Raw genomic sequence first — 15,699 nt, forward strand, 5'->3', positions numbered from 1 at the left:
GATTGATGATTGATTTAATTTTCGTTTTTTGATGTAATTGATTTTAATTCTTTGCCTATTCTTTCAAATTTCTTAATCAGTTTATTTGAGGCCAGTTCTTTATCTACATTGATTCTTAATCTATTTTCTTTGAGTCGCACTTCATATAATTCTTCATTTTCAGTTTCTTTTCTCCACAAATAAGCCTCATCCTCGATGGTCATATTTTCTTTTCCAAATTGATCGATGAGGTAAGATTTCACATCATTTTCCATATACTTCATAAATCTTATTTTGATTCTAAAACTCTTTCCCATATCAATGATAGCAAAGGACCTAGAATAACTTTTCTCACTCGAATCATCACTAATACTTATAGTTACTTCTGATGTTGACTTAGAAGAACTTGTGGAGCTTGTTTGGGCATTCATTGTTAGTAATCCTATAAGAAGATTTACCAAAATGGTGATTAATGTTTTCATATTGTTTGTTTTTTGATTGATGATTTAAGCTATACTAAATGTGAGACCAACCCCACGTACACTTTCTATATTTATGTTATTATCTTCTTTAAAATATTTTCTTAATCGACTTATGAATACATCCATACTTCTACCAGAGAAAAAATCATCATTACCCCAGACATCCTTAAGCACATCTTCTCTTTTGATCATTGTATTTCTATGTTCCCATAAATATTGAATTAACAATGTTTCCTTTTCTGTTAATCGCTGTGATTCTCCATTTAATTTTAATTGATGATTAACAATATCAAACTCATAATTCCCTATTCTTACAACATCTTCTTTAATGGATTCTACTTTTCGCGTTCGTTTTAAAATATTTTGAAGTTTAAGGACCAGAATATCTGCTTCAAATGGTTTCACGATGTAGTCATCTGCGCCTAGTTTTAATCCTCTGATTTTATCTTCTTTCATTTTCTTAGCCGTGAGAAATATGAATGGAATTTCGGGATCAATATCTACTACTTTCTCTGCCAATGTAAATCCATCCATTTTTGGCATCATTACATCAAAGACACATATATCAAATTTTCCTTCAGAAAAGATCGATAGCGCTTCTTTACCATCCTTGGCCCAGGTTACAGTATAATTATGTATTTCGAGGTATTGTTTTAATATACTTCCGAAATCAAAATCATCTTCTGCGAGTAGTATGTGTTTCATATATTAAATTGTTGGTATGGTTATTTTAAAATTTGTTCCTTCATCGGGTTTACTTTCAATATCTATTTCACCCTGGTGTGCCTTAATGATTTGGTCGGTATAGAAGAGTCCCAAACCTAATCCTTTTACATCATGCACATTTCCTGTTGTTACTCTATAAAACTTTTCAAAGATTCTATGGTATTCTTTTTCAGAAATCCCGATCCCATTATCTCGAATCGAAATTGTATATCCGCCATTTTTAAGTTCTGTTCGTATCTTAATTTTGACTTTTTCTTTCCCGTATTTTACAGCATTTTCCATTACATTAAATAAGGCTGTGGTAAATAGAAATTTATCAATATTAAGATCTACATCTCTAAATTCTATCTTCGTACTCACTTCAACTTCTTTATTCTTAACCGATAACTTAAAATCTTCTACAACTTCTTTAAAATACTTACTATCCAGAACTTTTTCTTTCTTTAAAATAATTTCTTCTGACCCTAAAGTATTATTCATCACCTGATCGATTAATTTTTGTAATCGGTTATTTTGTCGATCTAATATATCTAATGCGCTAGAGAATATTTTTGGTGAATTTTGAGTCTCCTTGTTTCTTAAACTTTTAGACGCAATACTTAAGGTTGCTAGTGGAGTTTTAAGCTCATGGGTTATATTATTTATAAAATCATTACGTACATCGGCAATTTTCTTTTGTTTAATCACTGTTTTAATCGAATAGAAAAGTAGAGCTACCACGAATAATAACAATATAACAGAGAATAAAAACAGGCTTGCCATTTGCCCAAAAACTATTCTTTTCCATCCAATAATACTAATCGAATCTACTGTTCGAATTTCGAGATTAAGTTGAGTTTTTATAATTTCAACACCACTATCATCCTCTATATCTTGTTCTGTAAACCATCTACCACTACTTATTACATTACCTTCTTCATCAGGAAAATCTTCTCCGAACAGAAAGTAATTACTCTCTTCTTTTGCTTTAAAAACGGTATCTAGACGGTTATTATCATGAATAATAATACTCTTTATTGTTTTCTTATATTTTAACTCATATCCCAGATTAACTTTTCCCATTTCTTTTTCATAGTACTCGTTAAATGTATTATTTAACGAATCTGTAAAAGGCTTGAAACGTTCTATGGTTTCATTTTTAAGAAGGTTATTCTTTCTATATTCTATTAGATTTTTTGTTAATTGATTATACCAAAGCTCTGCTATAGAATCCATTTCTTTGGTATTATCGATACTCGAGACGGCTTTCTTGGTTTCTTTAATAAACACATCTTTTTTAAGTTGATATGTGTTATAAATCAAATACCCCTGAATCCCAGATAATGCTAATAAGGTCAAAATGGATGTAATGATAAGTATGTTTATTTTTTTCTTCATTATGGTGATATATAGCTTGTTTATTTTTTTAATACCTGATGTATCAAAAGGTTGCTACGTTAACAAAAAATGTGACTTTCTTTATTTTAATACCCATTCGTTTTTTGATTGATGATGATCCCAAAAGTATAGCAAACATCTTTTGAATCAATAAAATCAGCTTCCATTAACCGTCTATTAACGTTAATACACTTAATCGTTACTGTAAAAACAAGGCTTTTAAGTATCTATGTTAATAGGCCAAAAATTAGTATTAATTATTACATTTGCTGACTAATTAACCAATCACTTCTATGCTATCCTATTTGAAGCTTATAAAATTTGATAACTTACTTATAATTGCCTTTGCACAATTATGTATTAAATATGGTCTATTTGAGCCCTTTAATATTGCTATTACTCTAAATGGTTTGGGTATTGCTATTCTAATGATTGCTACATTTTGTATTGCTGCTGCGGGTAATATAATTATTGAAATCTATAACCAAGAAGATACAAGTGTAAAAGGCTTATTATATGGTTCTATAACCGAAAAATCAGCGAATCGATTATTCATTATTTTTAATATTATAGGGGTACTTATTGGATTTTATCTAGCTAATCTTATTGATAGACCTGGTTTTGCAGCATTGTTTATAGTAATTTCTGGAGTGTTTTATATCTACGCATCTTATCTGAAAGAAATCTTAGTTCTTAAAAATTTTATTCCCGCATCGCTTGCCGCATTGAGTTTAATTGTTGTAGGGATTTTTGATCTTCTTCCTGCTATCACCGAAAAAAACAGAGAATCACAAACCGTTATTTTTTCTATTATCTTAGATTACTCAATATTTACATTCATTATTGTGCTATTAAGAGAACTAGTGAAAGATTGTCTGCATATAGATAGAGATCATAATATTGGGATTAGAACTATCCCAATAGTTTTGGGTAAAAATCGAACAACAAAATTAATTGGAGTATTAACATTACTTCCTATTTTTTCTATTGTCTATTATATATACACTTATCTTTTTTCAAATAGTAAAGCTGTTATTTTTGTACTGATCCTTATTGTTGCTCCACTGCTCTATTTTATGATTAAAAGCTTTAGTGCCGAATCAGATAAACAACTTACCAGGTTATCATTGCTTTTAAAGATAGTTTTATTTGCTGCATCTATCTCACTCTTATTTTATCAATTTATTTTAGTATAAGGTATGTTAAAAGATATATTAAAAGATAAAAATGTAATTCTTGCATCTGGTTCTCCCAGAAGACAACAATTTTTTAATGACCTGGATCTGGATTTTACAATACAATTAAAAGAGGTCGACGAAATATATCCCGATCATCTCAAAGCCGAAGAAATTTCGGATTATCTGGCTAAGCTTAAAGCAAATGCATTTACAGATTTACATCTAAAAGATATTTTAATCACCAGTGATACTATTGTTTGGCATAATAACAAAGCTTTAGGCAAGCCAAAAAACCTGATAGAGGCTTCAGAAATGATTAATTCCCTATCTGGAGATACTCATGAGGTTATTACCTCGGTGTGTTTTAAAACAATCAATCAGACTATTATAGTACATCAAACTACCAAGGTTACTTTTAAGAAGCTATCTGCAGAAGAAATCGAATACTATGTACAAACCTACAAACCTCTAGATAAAGCAGGAGCTTATGGTATACAAGAATGGATTGGTTTTATTGGAATATCTAATATAGAAGGGAGTCATTTTAATGTAATGGGGCTTCCCACGTATCTTGTTTATGAAACGTTTAGGCAATTAGCCTAAACGCATCATCTCAGCAAATTTAGCGCATAGAATATATATTAACACCCGTTGCGCATTTATAATTAATAGTATAAAAAGCGTCAATTCGAGTGATTTTTCGGAATAGGATGAAGAAAAATTGTATCGAGAATAGCTTTTTTGATTCGAAATTCTATTCTCGATACACTTCTTCCTTTGGTCGAGTACTCGAACTGACGAATTTCAAATCAAAAAAATTCAAATACACTATGGGTTTAACTTTTCTATTGATACTTCTTATAGTAACAAAATGTTAAATGAGGTTTCCCCGTAATTACCTGATTTTTAATTTGTTTATATTTCTTTATTATTTTTAAAACTTAATATTATGCTAAAGAATATTTTAAACTTAAACGGTATCAAAACACTTAACAAAACAGAACAAAAATCCTTAAAAGGAGGTTGGACTTATGTTATGTGTCACTCATGCGATCAATACTTACCTCCTGGATATGTATGTATGAATGAAGTTTTTTGTGGACCTAACTAATACTGTATAAAAAATAAAAACGGGATATATTGGTCCCGTTTTTTATTTTTAAATCACCAAATACATCCTTAACATACCAGTTCATTAACTTCTATATATTCTACACTTCTTTATCACTATAAATAGATTTATCTTTATATTCAATAAAAAAGTATTTTCTACCATCAACATCATTAGAAAATTTCTCGTTCATCTATCAATTAAAAGAATTAGATAGTTACTGAAACGTTAACAGTACTTGTCAAATCCAAGGTTTATTGTAATTTGCTCTATAAAAATGTTATCATGAAAAAGTCAATACTACTATTCGCTTTATTGGGCGTATTAGTCTTTATTGCTTGTAGCAATATTAAGGCAGACGAAGTGACCAAAGCTTCTACATCTAATGAGATCATTAAAGAGAAGATGCCTCCTGCAAAAGCTCTATCCGAAGATTTTAAGAAATACTGGTATGCAGGTAAAGCAGAAATATCATCATATCAACTAGAACAAGCTCGATATGGTGAAATAAGAAAAGGAACGGCGGTACTAATTTATGTTACCGAAGATTTTTTACCCAAAAAACAGGTGAAAGCAGATCGTCAAAACACAAGTAACATACCGGTTTTAAAACTTAATGCTACCAAAAAGTTTAACACAGGAATCTACCCATATTCTGTTATGCAGAGTATATTTTATCCCGTAGCAGATAATCAACATGCCATTAAAGTATCTAATTCGATGCAAGAATGGTGTGGTCACGTATACGCACAGTTGAATAACAAAAAACAATTCGAGATTACCTCACATTCCTATTTTGAGAATGAAGCAGATCAGGATTTTAAATTAGACAAAGCTATTTTAGAAAATGAACTTTGGGCAAAAATCAGAATCAATCCAGATGCATTACCACAAGGGGATCTACAAATCATCCCTTCTTTTGAGTATTCTAGATTGAGACATAAAGATATTAAAGCATACTCGGCTAAGGCATCTATACAAAAAGACACTGATACTAATACATATACGATAGAATATCCCGAACTTGATCGAAGTATCAGTATCACTTTTAATGCTTCTTTTCCGTATGAAATTGAGCATTGGACAGAAACATATAAAAGTGGGTTTGGACCCAATGCAAAGAAGCTTACTACAAAAGCAACCAAAATCAAAAGTATTAAATCTGCTTATTGGGGTAAAAACAGTAATAAAGATGAAGTCTTACGTGATGAATTAGGGCTTACTAATCAAAAATAAATATCAATTAATTTACAACTAACTAATACTAAACTAATGATAAAGTTATCAGAATCTGACATAAAAGAAAAACTAAATAATATTGATGGTTGGGAATACCATGATAATGCCCTTCATACCACTTTTGAATTTAACGATTTTAAAGATGCTTTCTCTGTAATGACTCGTATTGCTTTTGAAGCCGAACTACAACAACATCATCCAGACTGGTCAAATGTCTATAATAAATTACATATTAGTCTTTCTACCCATGATGCTGGCGGTATTACCGAGAATGATTTTAAACTGGCAAAAACTATAGATAACATTATCGAAGGAGAATAGGGATTAAACTCATTTATAATCAAAAAATAAATATCAAATTCTAAGGTCAAAACTTCTTGTTTTACTTTTTGAATTTTGGTACTTTAGGCGTAATCAAAATTGATCGTACACAAACATTTGTCAAAAACTTGGTTTCTACTTATGTTTGTATTTAGATTTTAAAATTAGCATATGGGAAGAGCTTTTGAATTTAGAAAAGCACGTAAGATGAAACGTTGGTCAGCAATGGCAAAAGCGTTTACTCGAATTGGTAAAGATATTGTAATGGCTGTAAAAGAAGGTGGCCCTGACCCAACTTCTAACTCTCGTTTAAGAGCAGTGATCCAGAATGCCAAATCTGTGAACATGCCAAAAGATAATATCGAAAGAGCAATTAAAAAGGCATCTGATAAAGATCAAGGTGACTATAAAGAAGTTCTTTTTGAAGGATATGCTCCTCACGGAATAGCTATTTTGGTAGAAACAGCTACAGATAACAACAATAGAACGGTTGCTAATATACGATCCTATTTTAACAAGTGTGAGGGTAATCTGGGCACATCAGGTTCTGTAGAGTTTATGTTTGATCATACCTGTAATTTTAGAATTAATAGTGAAGGACTAGATCCTGAAGAGCTTGAACTCGAATTTATTGATTTTGGAGCAGAAGAAGTTTTTAAGGATGATGATGGAATATTAATCTATGCTCCTTTTGGAAGTTTTGGAACAATACAAAAAGAATTAGAAAGTCGCGAAATCGAAATTCTATCCTCTGGATTTGAACGTATCCCGCAGGTTACCAAAAAAATAACTCCGGAGCAAGCTGCCGATGTAGAAAAATTATTAGAAAAGATCGAGGAAGATGATGACGTTCAGAACGTTTACCATACTATGGAGGAATCTTCTTCTGAAGAATAAAGATATTTCTAGTTATCATAAAGAAAAGAGTTTAGCATAGCTAAGCTCTTTTTTTGTTATGTTTACTATAATACCCCGACTATAGATAAAATATAAGCTATGAAAAGATTAGCCGTACTTCTTCTATTTTCATTTGTGAGCACATTACAAGCTCAACATATGGATAATGATAAACTAGAGTTAATTATCAAAAAAAATGCAGATACTCTAAATGGTATTCCCGGTAACTGGAAATTTATATACAAAGAGACTCCAATGCTTTGTGTAACTGATAAAACCAATAATCGGATGAGAATTATTTCTCCTATTACATCATCGGATAATCTTGATAAAGATGTATTACTTGATGCAATGACTGCTAATTTTCACTCTGCTCTTGACGTAAAATATGCTATCACCAATAAAATTTTATGGTCGGTTTATATTCATCCTTTAAAAGAACTTACCGAGGAGCAAGTAAACAGTGCTATATCACAAGTATATTATGCTGCAAGGACTTTTGGCTCTACTTTTTCTAGTACAGAACTTATTTTTGGAGCAGGAAATACAAAGAAAAAACCTAAAGAAGCTATTCCAGAAGAAAAAATCCGTAAATTTTAAGTTCCGTCGAAGCTATTTTCAGGAACTTTACCTTTAACCCCTACAAAGAAACTATACATACATTCAAAATCCTTTTTAATATCCTCTGTGGGATAATAAGGATCAGAGACCACACATTGTTTTTTCCCAAAATCAAAAGCAACCATAATAATAGGAACATTTGCAGCTTTAGCGATATGGTAAAATCCTGTTTTCCACTCTTTAACTTTTTTCCTTGTTCCTTCTGGAGCAATAGTTAAACGCAACTCATCCTTTTTTCTAAATATCTCTGCAATAGCTTCGACCTTATTCTGGCCAGGAGTTCTATCCAAAGAAATCCCTCCTACTCTTCTAAGATACCAACCTAGTGGCCATTTAAAAAGTTCTTTTTTACCTAGAAAGCTTATCTTAATCCCGGCTAATTGTCGTATCAAAAGGCCAATATAGAAATCGTGCCAACTTGTATGAGGCACTACAATAACTATACACTTTTTAACCGTATCAGCACTGAAATTACCGATAAACTTCCAGCCCATAATTTTATGATATATGAAGGAAGAAAAATATCGCATGAAAATAAAAGATTGAAAAGCAATTTACAAAGAACGATATAGTTCTTTTAGCATATCAGCATTTATTTTAGATTTCCAATTGTATCCCAGAGCATTTTCCCAGAGTGGTTCTAAGCTTAGTGCAACCTTAGTCATAACATCTAATTGATCTTCGGTTACATTGGCACAAACTCCTGTAGGTAAATTAATATTATGAAATTCTTTCATTTTTTTGAATACAGCTACACCTTCAGGATAGTATTTTTCTAATTTATCAAATACAACACAATTACCTATCCCATGTTTTGTTCCTAGCACATATGCCAGTCCATAACTCATAGCGTGAGCAACACCAACCTGAGAATATGCAATACTCATTCCGCCATGCCAGGAAGCCATCATCAGTTTTGCATCTACTTCTTCTTTACTTAGATTATTCTCGAGAAAAATCTCTTTACATAAGTCTAAGGCTTTTTCGCCATAGCTCTGACTAAATGCATTTAAATACGTTCCGTCTAGTGATTCAATACAGTGAATATAACAATCCATACCCGTATAGAACCATTGATCTTTAGGAACATCTTTTATTAATTCTGGATCTAATACAACCTGATCAAAGGGTGTAAAATCAGAATTGATTCCTAATTTGCGTTCGGGTCCTGTAAGTACTGTTGTACGAGACACTTCTGCTCCTGTTCCTGAAATCGTAGGAATTCCCACATGAAATACAGCTTTATTTTTTACCAGATCCCATCCCTGGTAATCTGAAGCACTTCCTGGGTTGGTAAGCATAATCGCTACAGCCTTGGATAAATCTAATATAGAGCCTCCTCCTATTCCAATAATTCCACTGGGGACATATTGATAATCATTTCTTATTTTAGAAACTATCTCATCTACCTGAGATGTTTTGGGTTCTTCAACAGTTGATACGTAAATTATCTCATCTGTATACGATAATGGTATTCTATCCTCTATAAACGAGGTATTGTTCTTAAAAACGTCATCTACCAAAAAGATAAAAGGAGCAACACCATTTCGTTCGGGTGAAATAATATCACAAATCTGATTAAAAGCTCCTCTCCCAAATACTACTTTTGGTACCATTGGGAAGTTTTTATGCATAGAAGTAGATTCTTCTGGAGTAATTATAGATTTTGGATTCAATAGATTTTCTTTATTTATTATTCTTTTTGCTCTTTCTAAATCTTCCGGGGTATCGATTTCTACACCTTCGTGGTGCGTTTCAACCATTTTAATATTTTTACCATATTCAAGATATCGAATACATTCTATTTTCTCTGAAGCTTCTAAAGAACGCATTGGTAAACGGTAAAAATCTAAAATGGCTTGTTTCTTAAATGCATAAACACCTTTGTGTTTATGGTATACATGGTTTATTTCTTTATCTCTTGGATATGGTATAGGTGCACGAGAAAAATATAATGCGTAATTATCTTCATCTACAATAACCTTTACACTATTAGGGTTCATGATATCATCCCAATCATCCATAGGAGTCATTAGACTAGCTAAATCTATACGATCAGAGTCTTCCTGATAAAATACACTTAATACTTTTTCTAAGCTCTCCCTGTCGGTAAAAGGCTCATCTCCCTGAACATTAACTACAATATCGACATCCATATCTTCGACTGCTTCGGCTATTCGATCACTACCACAGCTATGTTCTTTCTTGCTCATAATGGCCACACCACCATGAGAAGTAATTTCTTTGTAAATAACATCGCTATCAGTAACTACATAAACAGCATCAAAAAGTCCGGAATTTAGAGTAGCTTCATATGTTCTTCTTATGACGCTTTTTCCTTCGAGATCTTGCATTAGCTTGCCAGGAAATCGCGTGGCAGCATACCTCGCAGGTATCATTGCGATAGTTTTTAGAGTATTTTTGTTCAAAATTTGTTGCTTTTCTAGAGTTGCAAAAATAACTTTTTTTAATCAATTTTCGGGCCAACCATATATTTTATATCATAAAAAATTATAAAATATCTAATATCTCCCTTTTGCAAATTTCAATTTTCAGTAAAAAAATCATCTTTAAACCCAATTAGATATAATTTTTTCTTAGCTCTGGTAACTGCCGTATATAACCATCTTAAATAATCTTTATTAATTCCATCCGGAAGATAAGGTTGCTCTATAAACACATTATCCCACTGCCCTCCTTGTGATTTATGACATGTAATAGCATAGGAGAATTTAACCTGTAAACTGTTAAAAAACTTATTATTCTTTACTCCCATAAATCGTTTGTACTTAGATTTTTCATCTTCAAAATCTTTTAGTACTTCCTGATACAATTTATTTGATTCTTCATATGATAAAGATGGAGTTTCTGATGTTAATGTATCTAATAACAATACAGTTTCAAAAGGTTTTTGATTTGGATAATCAACCATATTAACATTAACTATTGCAAATCGAAATCCATATAATTCTTTTATAGAAAAAATCTCTAAAACTTTAATTATATCTCCATTTGCAATAAAACCAGCTTCACTTTTATTGTCTAGCCAAAAATAATTATTCTTAACCACCATCAAATAATCTCCGGGCGATAGTTCTTCTTCTTGAAAAAGTATCCTTGAGCGAATCTGTTGATTATAAATATTAGCTCTTTTATTAGAACGAAGTATAATCACAGATTCTTCATGACCAACACTAGAATATGCCTCATTTAATGCATCCATAATCTCATGACCATCAAAAAATCTTACTATATCGGGATATCCCGATACCTGAAATTGAAAGGAATCGTAAAAACCATCATTAATAATTTCTCTTAGCCGGGTAGCATTCATTAAAATACCACTATTTTCTGCTTGTCGTACTACTTCATCCAGCTCTATCTGAGTAACTTCTTTATTAAACCCCATTGCAAGATTATTAGGATCAAGTGCAGGGCTTACTTCTAATTTTACTGGTGGTAATTGCGCTGTATCCCCAATAAAAAGAATTTTACAATTATGTCCAGAATACACATACATCATTAGATCATCTAGTAAAGATCCATTTTCGAATAATTTACTATCGCTAGGAGTATCTGGTATCATAGAAGCCTCATCTACAATAAAAATAGTGTTGCGGCTTTTATTTTGTTTTAATTGAAAAGCTAATCCACCACTTTTATTCTTTTTAGGATAATAAATATTCCTATGAATAGTCTGAGCCTGTTTTCCCGAAAAATTACTAATCACTTTAGCCGCACGCCCCGTAGGAGCAAGTAAAACTGCATTTAATTTAGCTTTCCATAGGTTTTTAACCAAAGATCCTATCAAAGTAGTTTTTCCTGTACCCGCGTATCCTTTTAATAGAAAAAGTGATTCTTTTGCCCCTGATAACACAAAATAAGATAGCTTTTGTAAGACAATATCTTGTTTTATAGTAGGTTCAAAAGGAAAATCTTCTTTTAATAATTCATAAAATTCTTTTTCCTTCATTAAAAAAACTTGTCTATATGATTCATATCTCTATTAATAAATCAAAGATAGGGATGATTTTTTGGCAATAAACTTTTACGATTAAAAAAAAATTGTAGATTTGCGTATACACTAATGTTTAAAGCTAAATCATAAAATGAAAATTGTTGTTCAATTAGTTCTGTGGGTTATTATAGGAGTTTTGGGATACTTAGTATTCAATTCTGTTAATGGTCCTGTAAAGTTCAATAAAATAAAGCAAGCTAGATATGCAAAAGCTGTTGAAAATTTAAGAGATATTCGTACAGCTCAATTAGCATACAGATCAGTGACTGGGAAATTTACTAAAGATCCTGTTAAATTAGTTGCTTTTATAGATACTGCTAAATTTACATTAACCCAAAGAAGAGATTCTAGTTATATTGCATTTAATAAGATCCTAAAAATTGATGAGCCAAGAGATACTGTTATTGTTGATACTCTTGGATATGCATCGGTAAAAGATTCTTTATTTAAAACAGGAAATCATAAAAATATGATTAAAATACCTATAGAAGGTGTTGAATCTAATTTTGTAATGGATGCTGGTTATATTAACAAAAATGACCTTAGAATCCCGGTTTTTGAAGCTAAAGTAGCTAAAGATATATTACTACACGATCAAGATAAAGACTTATTAGCTCAAGAGAAAGAAATACGTTCTGTTGATGAAGTTAATGGTGGGTTTCTTTCGGTAGGATCAATGACAGAAGTAATGACTTCTGGTAACTGGCCAAGAACTTATGGTGCAAACGATCAATAATACAATTGATAATACATCAAAAACATTGTCCATTCAGGTAAGCCTGAATGGACTTTCTTTTTGTACAGTAAATACAAGCAATCAAATAACATCTATAGAGCACGAAACCTTTGGTATACAATTAACTCCCAAACAAGTACTGGATAAAATCAAATATACTTTTGATCACAATCACAATCTAAAAGAAGTTTTTGATACCATCGAGGTAATATACCAGAATGAACTATACACTGTAGTTCCTAAACCTTTATTTAGCGAAGAATTATTAAATGAGTACCTCAAGTTTAACACAAAGGTGCTTCAAAATGATTTCATTGCATATGATGAATTGAATCCCCACAATATTGTAACAGTATACATTCCTTATACCAATATTAATAATTTCTTTTTTGATACATTTGGGTCTTTTACCTATAAACACTCCAGCACCATTCTAATAAATTCTTTGCTTACTCAAGAAAAAAACAGCGAATCTATTACCGTTTTTGCGAACATGAATGATGCTTCTTTTGATATTATAGTAATCAATAAAGGAAATTTGATATTAAGTAATACATATAAATATCAAACCAAAGAAGATTTTTTGTATTATTTATTGTACACTACAGAGCAATTACAACTAAACCCAGAAGAATTCAATTTGGTATTTTTGGGAGATATTTCTAAAGATAGTGAGTTTTTCAATATTGCATATACTTATATTCGCCATATAAGTTTCGGAAGTCTTCTTCAGAAACCACAAATAACAGAAGATATAGCATCTTTTGAGCCTCATAAACATTTTGTATTACTTAGTCATTTTTAAATATGCGTATTATATCAGGAAAATATAAAGGAAAAAGACTTACAGCACCTAAGAAATTACCAGTACGTCCCACTACTGATATGGCGAAAGAGGCATTGTTTAATATCTTAAGAAATCAATACAACTTCTCTCAAATATCTGTTTTAGATCTTTTTGCAGGAACAGGAAACATAAGCTATGAATTCATATCCAGGGGAACAGAGGATATAACTGCAGTAGATTCTCACTATGCATGCCTTGGATATATTAAAAGTGTAGCAAAGGAACTGGACTCTCCTATTGAAACCATAAAAAGTGATGTGTATAGCTATCTCGAAAAAGTAAAACGAAAAACAGATATCATCTTTGCTGATCCCCCGTATGATTTTACTACAGATCAGTTTAGTAAAATTGCAACATTAGTTTTTGAGAATGAGTTATTAAATGAACATGGAGTCTTGATTATTGAGCATTCTAAACACACCTCTCTCGAGGAATCACCATATTTTAGTAATTCGAGAAAATATGGAGGATCTGTTTTTAGTTTTTTTGAAAAATAAATCTACACAAAAGCCTCCTTATACATATATTATGATTCGGTCATTACCGAGGTTCGGATCGAAAATTCGTCAATAGTAGTAAGGTTGCTTAAAGAATTAATTTGATGAGCAGCATTACTAATAATCTCTTCATAAAAGGCCAAAACTTTGACATCAAACCCAGGAGTATCTTCTGCTGTAATTTTAAATATATCCATTTGGTAAATGAAATTATTTAGGATATGATGACTAGAAGAAAGCATGGCTTTATAAATATTTAGTTTTGCATTTTCCATCTTTACTTTTTTAGCATTTTGCCGTGTGTCTATAAGTAGGAATACAAAAAATATTAATATTGGAATTATCATTTCGTCAAATTCAAATTGTTCTATACTTGCTAATAATGCAATAGCTCTTTCAAATAATTCTAATTCTAAGACAACGGTTGTTACATAAATAAAAATAGATAATACTAATCCGATACATGTTAGTTTATACTTATTCATTAGTTTAGAGTTAGGGGGTTAGGGGAATAACGATTTGTGAAGAATTTAAATGTTACGGTTTACAAATACTACATAAAATTGTAAATAAACGTTCGATTTTCAATACTAAATATATAGGAAAAATAGCAACTTGTAGTAATTTACATGTATTTTAACATTATTTATAGTTATAGTTAAAGTTCTTTTATAAGTGTACTAGGTAAATAAACTGACAGTCAGTAACATATCAAGGGGTTACTCATGATCAAAATAGCATTCTTTTAAGCCACTTCTTTTCCTGTAGAAGCTTCCCAAATCATAAACCATTCTTCATCAGTAATTTTAATCGCTAAAGCATCTACTGCTGATTTAATACGATTAATTTTGGTCGACCCGATAATTGGAAGAATTCCAGAGGGATGTTTTACAATCCAAGATGTTAGAATCTGATCAGACGTAACATTATATTTTTCAGATAACATACCAACCACTTTATTAATCCTTACTACCCTATCTTCTGGCTGTTTCATAAAGAATTTCCCTCCTGCAAGTGTAGAATACCCCATAGGTTTAACATGTTCGGTAATACATTGATCCAAGGTGCCATCTATAAAAGGATCCAGATGAAGTGGAGAGACTTCTATCTGGTTTGTTGCCAAAGGTGTAAACTTATGTAACATCTCAAATTGTTGTATCGTAAAGTTCGACACTCCAAAATGCAATACTTTACCATCATTTTTGAGCTTGATAAAAGCCTCTGCAATCTCTTCAGGATTCATTAGCGGACTTGGTCTATGAATCAAAAACAGATCTATATAATCTGTATTTAGATTCTGTAAAGATTGTTCTGCAGAACTTATAATATAATCTTTACTGGTATTGTACGATTTAATAATAGTATCAGGACGGTTAGGTGTCACTAATTTAATACCACATTTGGTAACAAGTTGCATTTTTTTACGAAGAGAAGGTTGTTTTTTAAGCGCATTACCAAATAATGTTTCTGTGGTATAATGCCCATAGATATCTGCATGATCAAAAGTAGTAACATCTATAGCTAAACAATCTTCAATCAATTCCTGAGCTTGATCTATGGTTAAATTAGCTCCCCATGCTCCCCAGTTCATACACCCGGCTACTATACGTGAGCATATAGAGTCTGGATATGAAACCTCGATACTCATATTTTTAGCTTTTAAAAAATTA

At 31.3% G+C, this 15,699-nt stretch carries 18 protein-coding genes and 1 pseudogene; 10 read left to right on the top strand and 9 right to left on the bottom strand.

Annotated features, from left to right (window positions below; all coding sequences use genetic code 11):
• Positions 1-14: 14 nt before the first annotated feature.
• Genes DG435_RS04285 through DG435_RS04295 form a run of 3 tightly spaced genes read right to left on the bottom strand, consistent with a single transcriptional unit; the run spans position 15 to position 2,564 of the window.
• Positions 15-461, bottom strand: a complete 447-nt coding sequence (locus DG435_RS04285) for a hypothetical protein (protein ID WP_106792118.1) — start codon at positions 459-461, stop codon at positions 15-17.
• 24 nt (positions 462-485) lie between these two features.
• Positions 486-1,166, bottom strand: coding sequence for a response regulator transcription factor (locus DG435_RS04290; protein ID WP_106792117.1), 681 nt, complete (start codon positions 1,164-1,166; stop codon positions 486-488).
• Between the two features lie 3 nt (positions 1,167-1,169).
• On the bottom strand, positions 1,170-2,564 hold the full coding sequence (locus DG435_RS04295) for a sensor histidine kinase KdpD (protein ID WP_106792116.1): 1,395 nt from the start codon (positions 2,562-2,564) through the stop codon (positions 1,170-1,172).
• A 305-nt stretch (positions 2,565-2,869) separates the two neighbouring features.
• Between DG435_RS04295 and DG435_RS04300 the strand changes: the two genes are divergently transcribed.
• From DG435_RS04300 to DG435_RS04325, 7 genes are all read left to right on the top strand, one after another.
• Complete coding sequence (locus tag DG435_RS04300; protein ID WP_234387073.1) at positions 2,870-3,760, top strand: geranylgeranylglycerol-phosphate geranylgeranyltransferase; 891 nt, start codon at positions 2,870-2,872, stop codon at positions 3,758-3,760.
• A 3-nt stretch (positions 3,761-3,763) separates the two neighbouring features.
• A complete protein-coding gene (locus DG435_RS04305; protein WP_106792114.1) occupies positions 3,764-4,345 on the top strand; it encodes a Maf family nucleotide pyrophosphatase in 582 nt (193 codons plus the stop codon).
• A 346-nt stretch (positions 4,346-4,691) separates the two neighbouring features.
• Complete coding sequence (locus DG435_RS25430; protein ID WP_159025527.1) at positions 4,692-4,853, top strand: hypothetical protein; 162 nt, start codon at positions 4,692-4,694, stop codon at positions 4,851-4,853.
• Positions 4,854-5,138: 285 nt separating this feature from the next.
• Positions 5,139-6,089 carry a septum formation inhibitor Maf gene (locus DG435_RS04310; RefSeq protein ID WP_106792113.1) on the top strand — a complete coding sequence of 317 codons (951 nt, stop codon included), beginning with the start codon at positions 5,139-5,141 and terminating at the stop codon, positions 6,087-6,089.
• Positions 6,090-6,125: 36 nt separating this feature from the next.
• Positions 6,126-6,413 carry a 4a-hydroxytetrahydrobiopterin dehydratase gene (locus DG435_RS04315; RefSeq protein ID WP_106792112.1) on the top strand — a complete coding sequence of 96 codons (288 nt, stop codon included), beginning with the start codon at positions 6,126-6,128 and terminating at the stop codon, positions 6,411-6,413.
• 171 nt (positions 6,414-6,584) lie between these two features.
• Positions 6,585-7,310, top strand: coding sequence for a YebC/PmpR family DNA-binding transcriptional regulator (locus DG435_RS04320; RefSeq protein ID WP_106792111.1), 726 nt, complete (start codon positions 6,585-6,587; stop codon positions 7,308-7,310).
• 99 nt (positions 7,311-7,409) lie between these two features.
• The gene (locus DG435_RS04325; protein ID WP_234387072.1) at positions 7,410-7,910 is read left to right on the top strand and encodes a hypothetical protein; all 501 of its coding nucleotides are present in this window, start codon (positions 7,410-7,412) and stop codon (positions 7,908-7,910) included.
• Here the strand turns inward: DG435_RS04325 and DG435_RS04330 are convergent.
• From DG435_RS04330 to DG435_RS04340, 4 genes and pseudogenes are all read right to left on the bottom strand, one after another.
• Complete coding sequence (locus DG435_RS04330; protein WP_369871653.1) at positions 7,907-8,425, bottom strand: 1-acyl-sn-glycerol-3-phosphate acyltransferase; 519 nt, start codon at positions 8,423-8,425, stop codon at positions 7,907-7,909. The genes DG435_RS04325 and DG435_RS04330 overlap by 4 nt on opposite strands.
• A gap of 60 nt (positions 8,426-8,485) precedes the next feature.
• The gene (locus tag DG435_RS25900) at positions 8,486-9,547 is read right to left on the bottom strand and encodes an iron-containing alcohol dehydrogenase family protein (RefSeq protein ID WP_234387077.1); all 1,062 of its coding nucleotides are present in this window, start codon (positions 9,545-9,547) and stop codon (positions 8,486-8,488) included.
• Positions 9,548-9,625: 78 nt separating this feature from the next.
• Positions 9,626-10,330: pseudogene (gene kdsB / locus DG435_RS25905) on the bottom strand (3-deoxy-manno-octulosonate cytidylyltransferase); the annotation flags it as partial.
• Between the two features lie 146 nt (positions 10,331-10,476).
• Positions 10,477-11,904: an ATP-dependent RecD-like DNA helicase gene (locus DG435_RS04340; RefSeq protein ID WP_106792108.1), complete on the bottom strand. Its 1,428-nt coding sequence runs from the start codon at positions 11,902-11,904 to the stop codon at positions 10,477-10,479.
• A 136-nt stretch (positions 11,905-12,040) separates the two neighbouring features.
• Between DG435_RS04340 and DG435_RS04345 the strand changes: the two genes are divergently transcribed.
• The 3 genes from DG435_RS04345 to rsmD are packed head-to-tail and all read left to right on the top strand — an operon-like array spanning position 12,041 to position 14,029.
• On the top strand, positions 12,041-12,685 hold the full coding sequence (locus DG435_RS04345; RefSeq protein ID WP_106792107.1) for a type II secretion system protein: 645 nt from the start codon (positions 12,041-12,043) through the stop codon (positions 12,683-12,685).
• Positions 12,666-13,490, top strand: coding sequence for a DUF3822 family protein (locus tag DG435_RS04350; RefSeq protein ID WP_106792106.1), 825 nt, complete (start codon positions 12,666-12,668; stop codon positions 13,488-13,490). Before DG435_RS04345 ends, DG435_RS04350 begins: the two co-directional genes overlap by 20 nt.
• Positions 13,491-13,492: 2 nt before the next feature.
• Positions 13,493-14,029 (top strand): 16S rRNA (guanine(966)-N(2))-methyltransferase RsmD, encoded by a 537-nt coding sequence (gene rsmD, locus DG435_RS04355; protein WP_106792105.1) that lies wholly within the window; start codon positions 13,493-13,495, stop codon positions 14,027-14,029.
• Positions 14,030-14,058: 29 nt separating this feature from the next.
• Here rsmD and DG435_RS04360 read toward each other — a convergent pair whose 3' ends face one another.
• On the bottom strand, positions 14,059-14,514 hold the full coding sequence (locus tag DG435_RS04360) for a hypothetical protein (RefSeq protein WP_106792104.1): 456 nt from the start codon (positions 14,512-14,514) through the stop codon (positions 14,059-14,061).
• Positions 14,515-14,774: 260 nt separating this feature from the next.
• Positions 14,775-15,677, bottom strand: coding sequence for an aldo/keto reductase family oxidoreductase (locus DG435_RS04365; protein ID WP_106792103.1), 903 nt, complete (start codon positions 15,675-15,677; stop codon positions 14,775-14,777).
• Positions 15,678-15,699: the final 22 nt, after the last annotated feature.

It is taken from the genome of Aquimarina sp. Aq78, from assembly GCF_900299525.1.
Classification (GTDB): domain Bacteria; phylum Bacteroidota; class Bacteroidia; order Flavobacteriales; family Flavobacteriaceae; genus Aquimarina.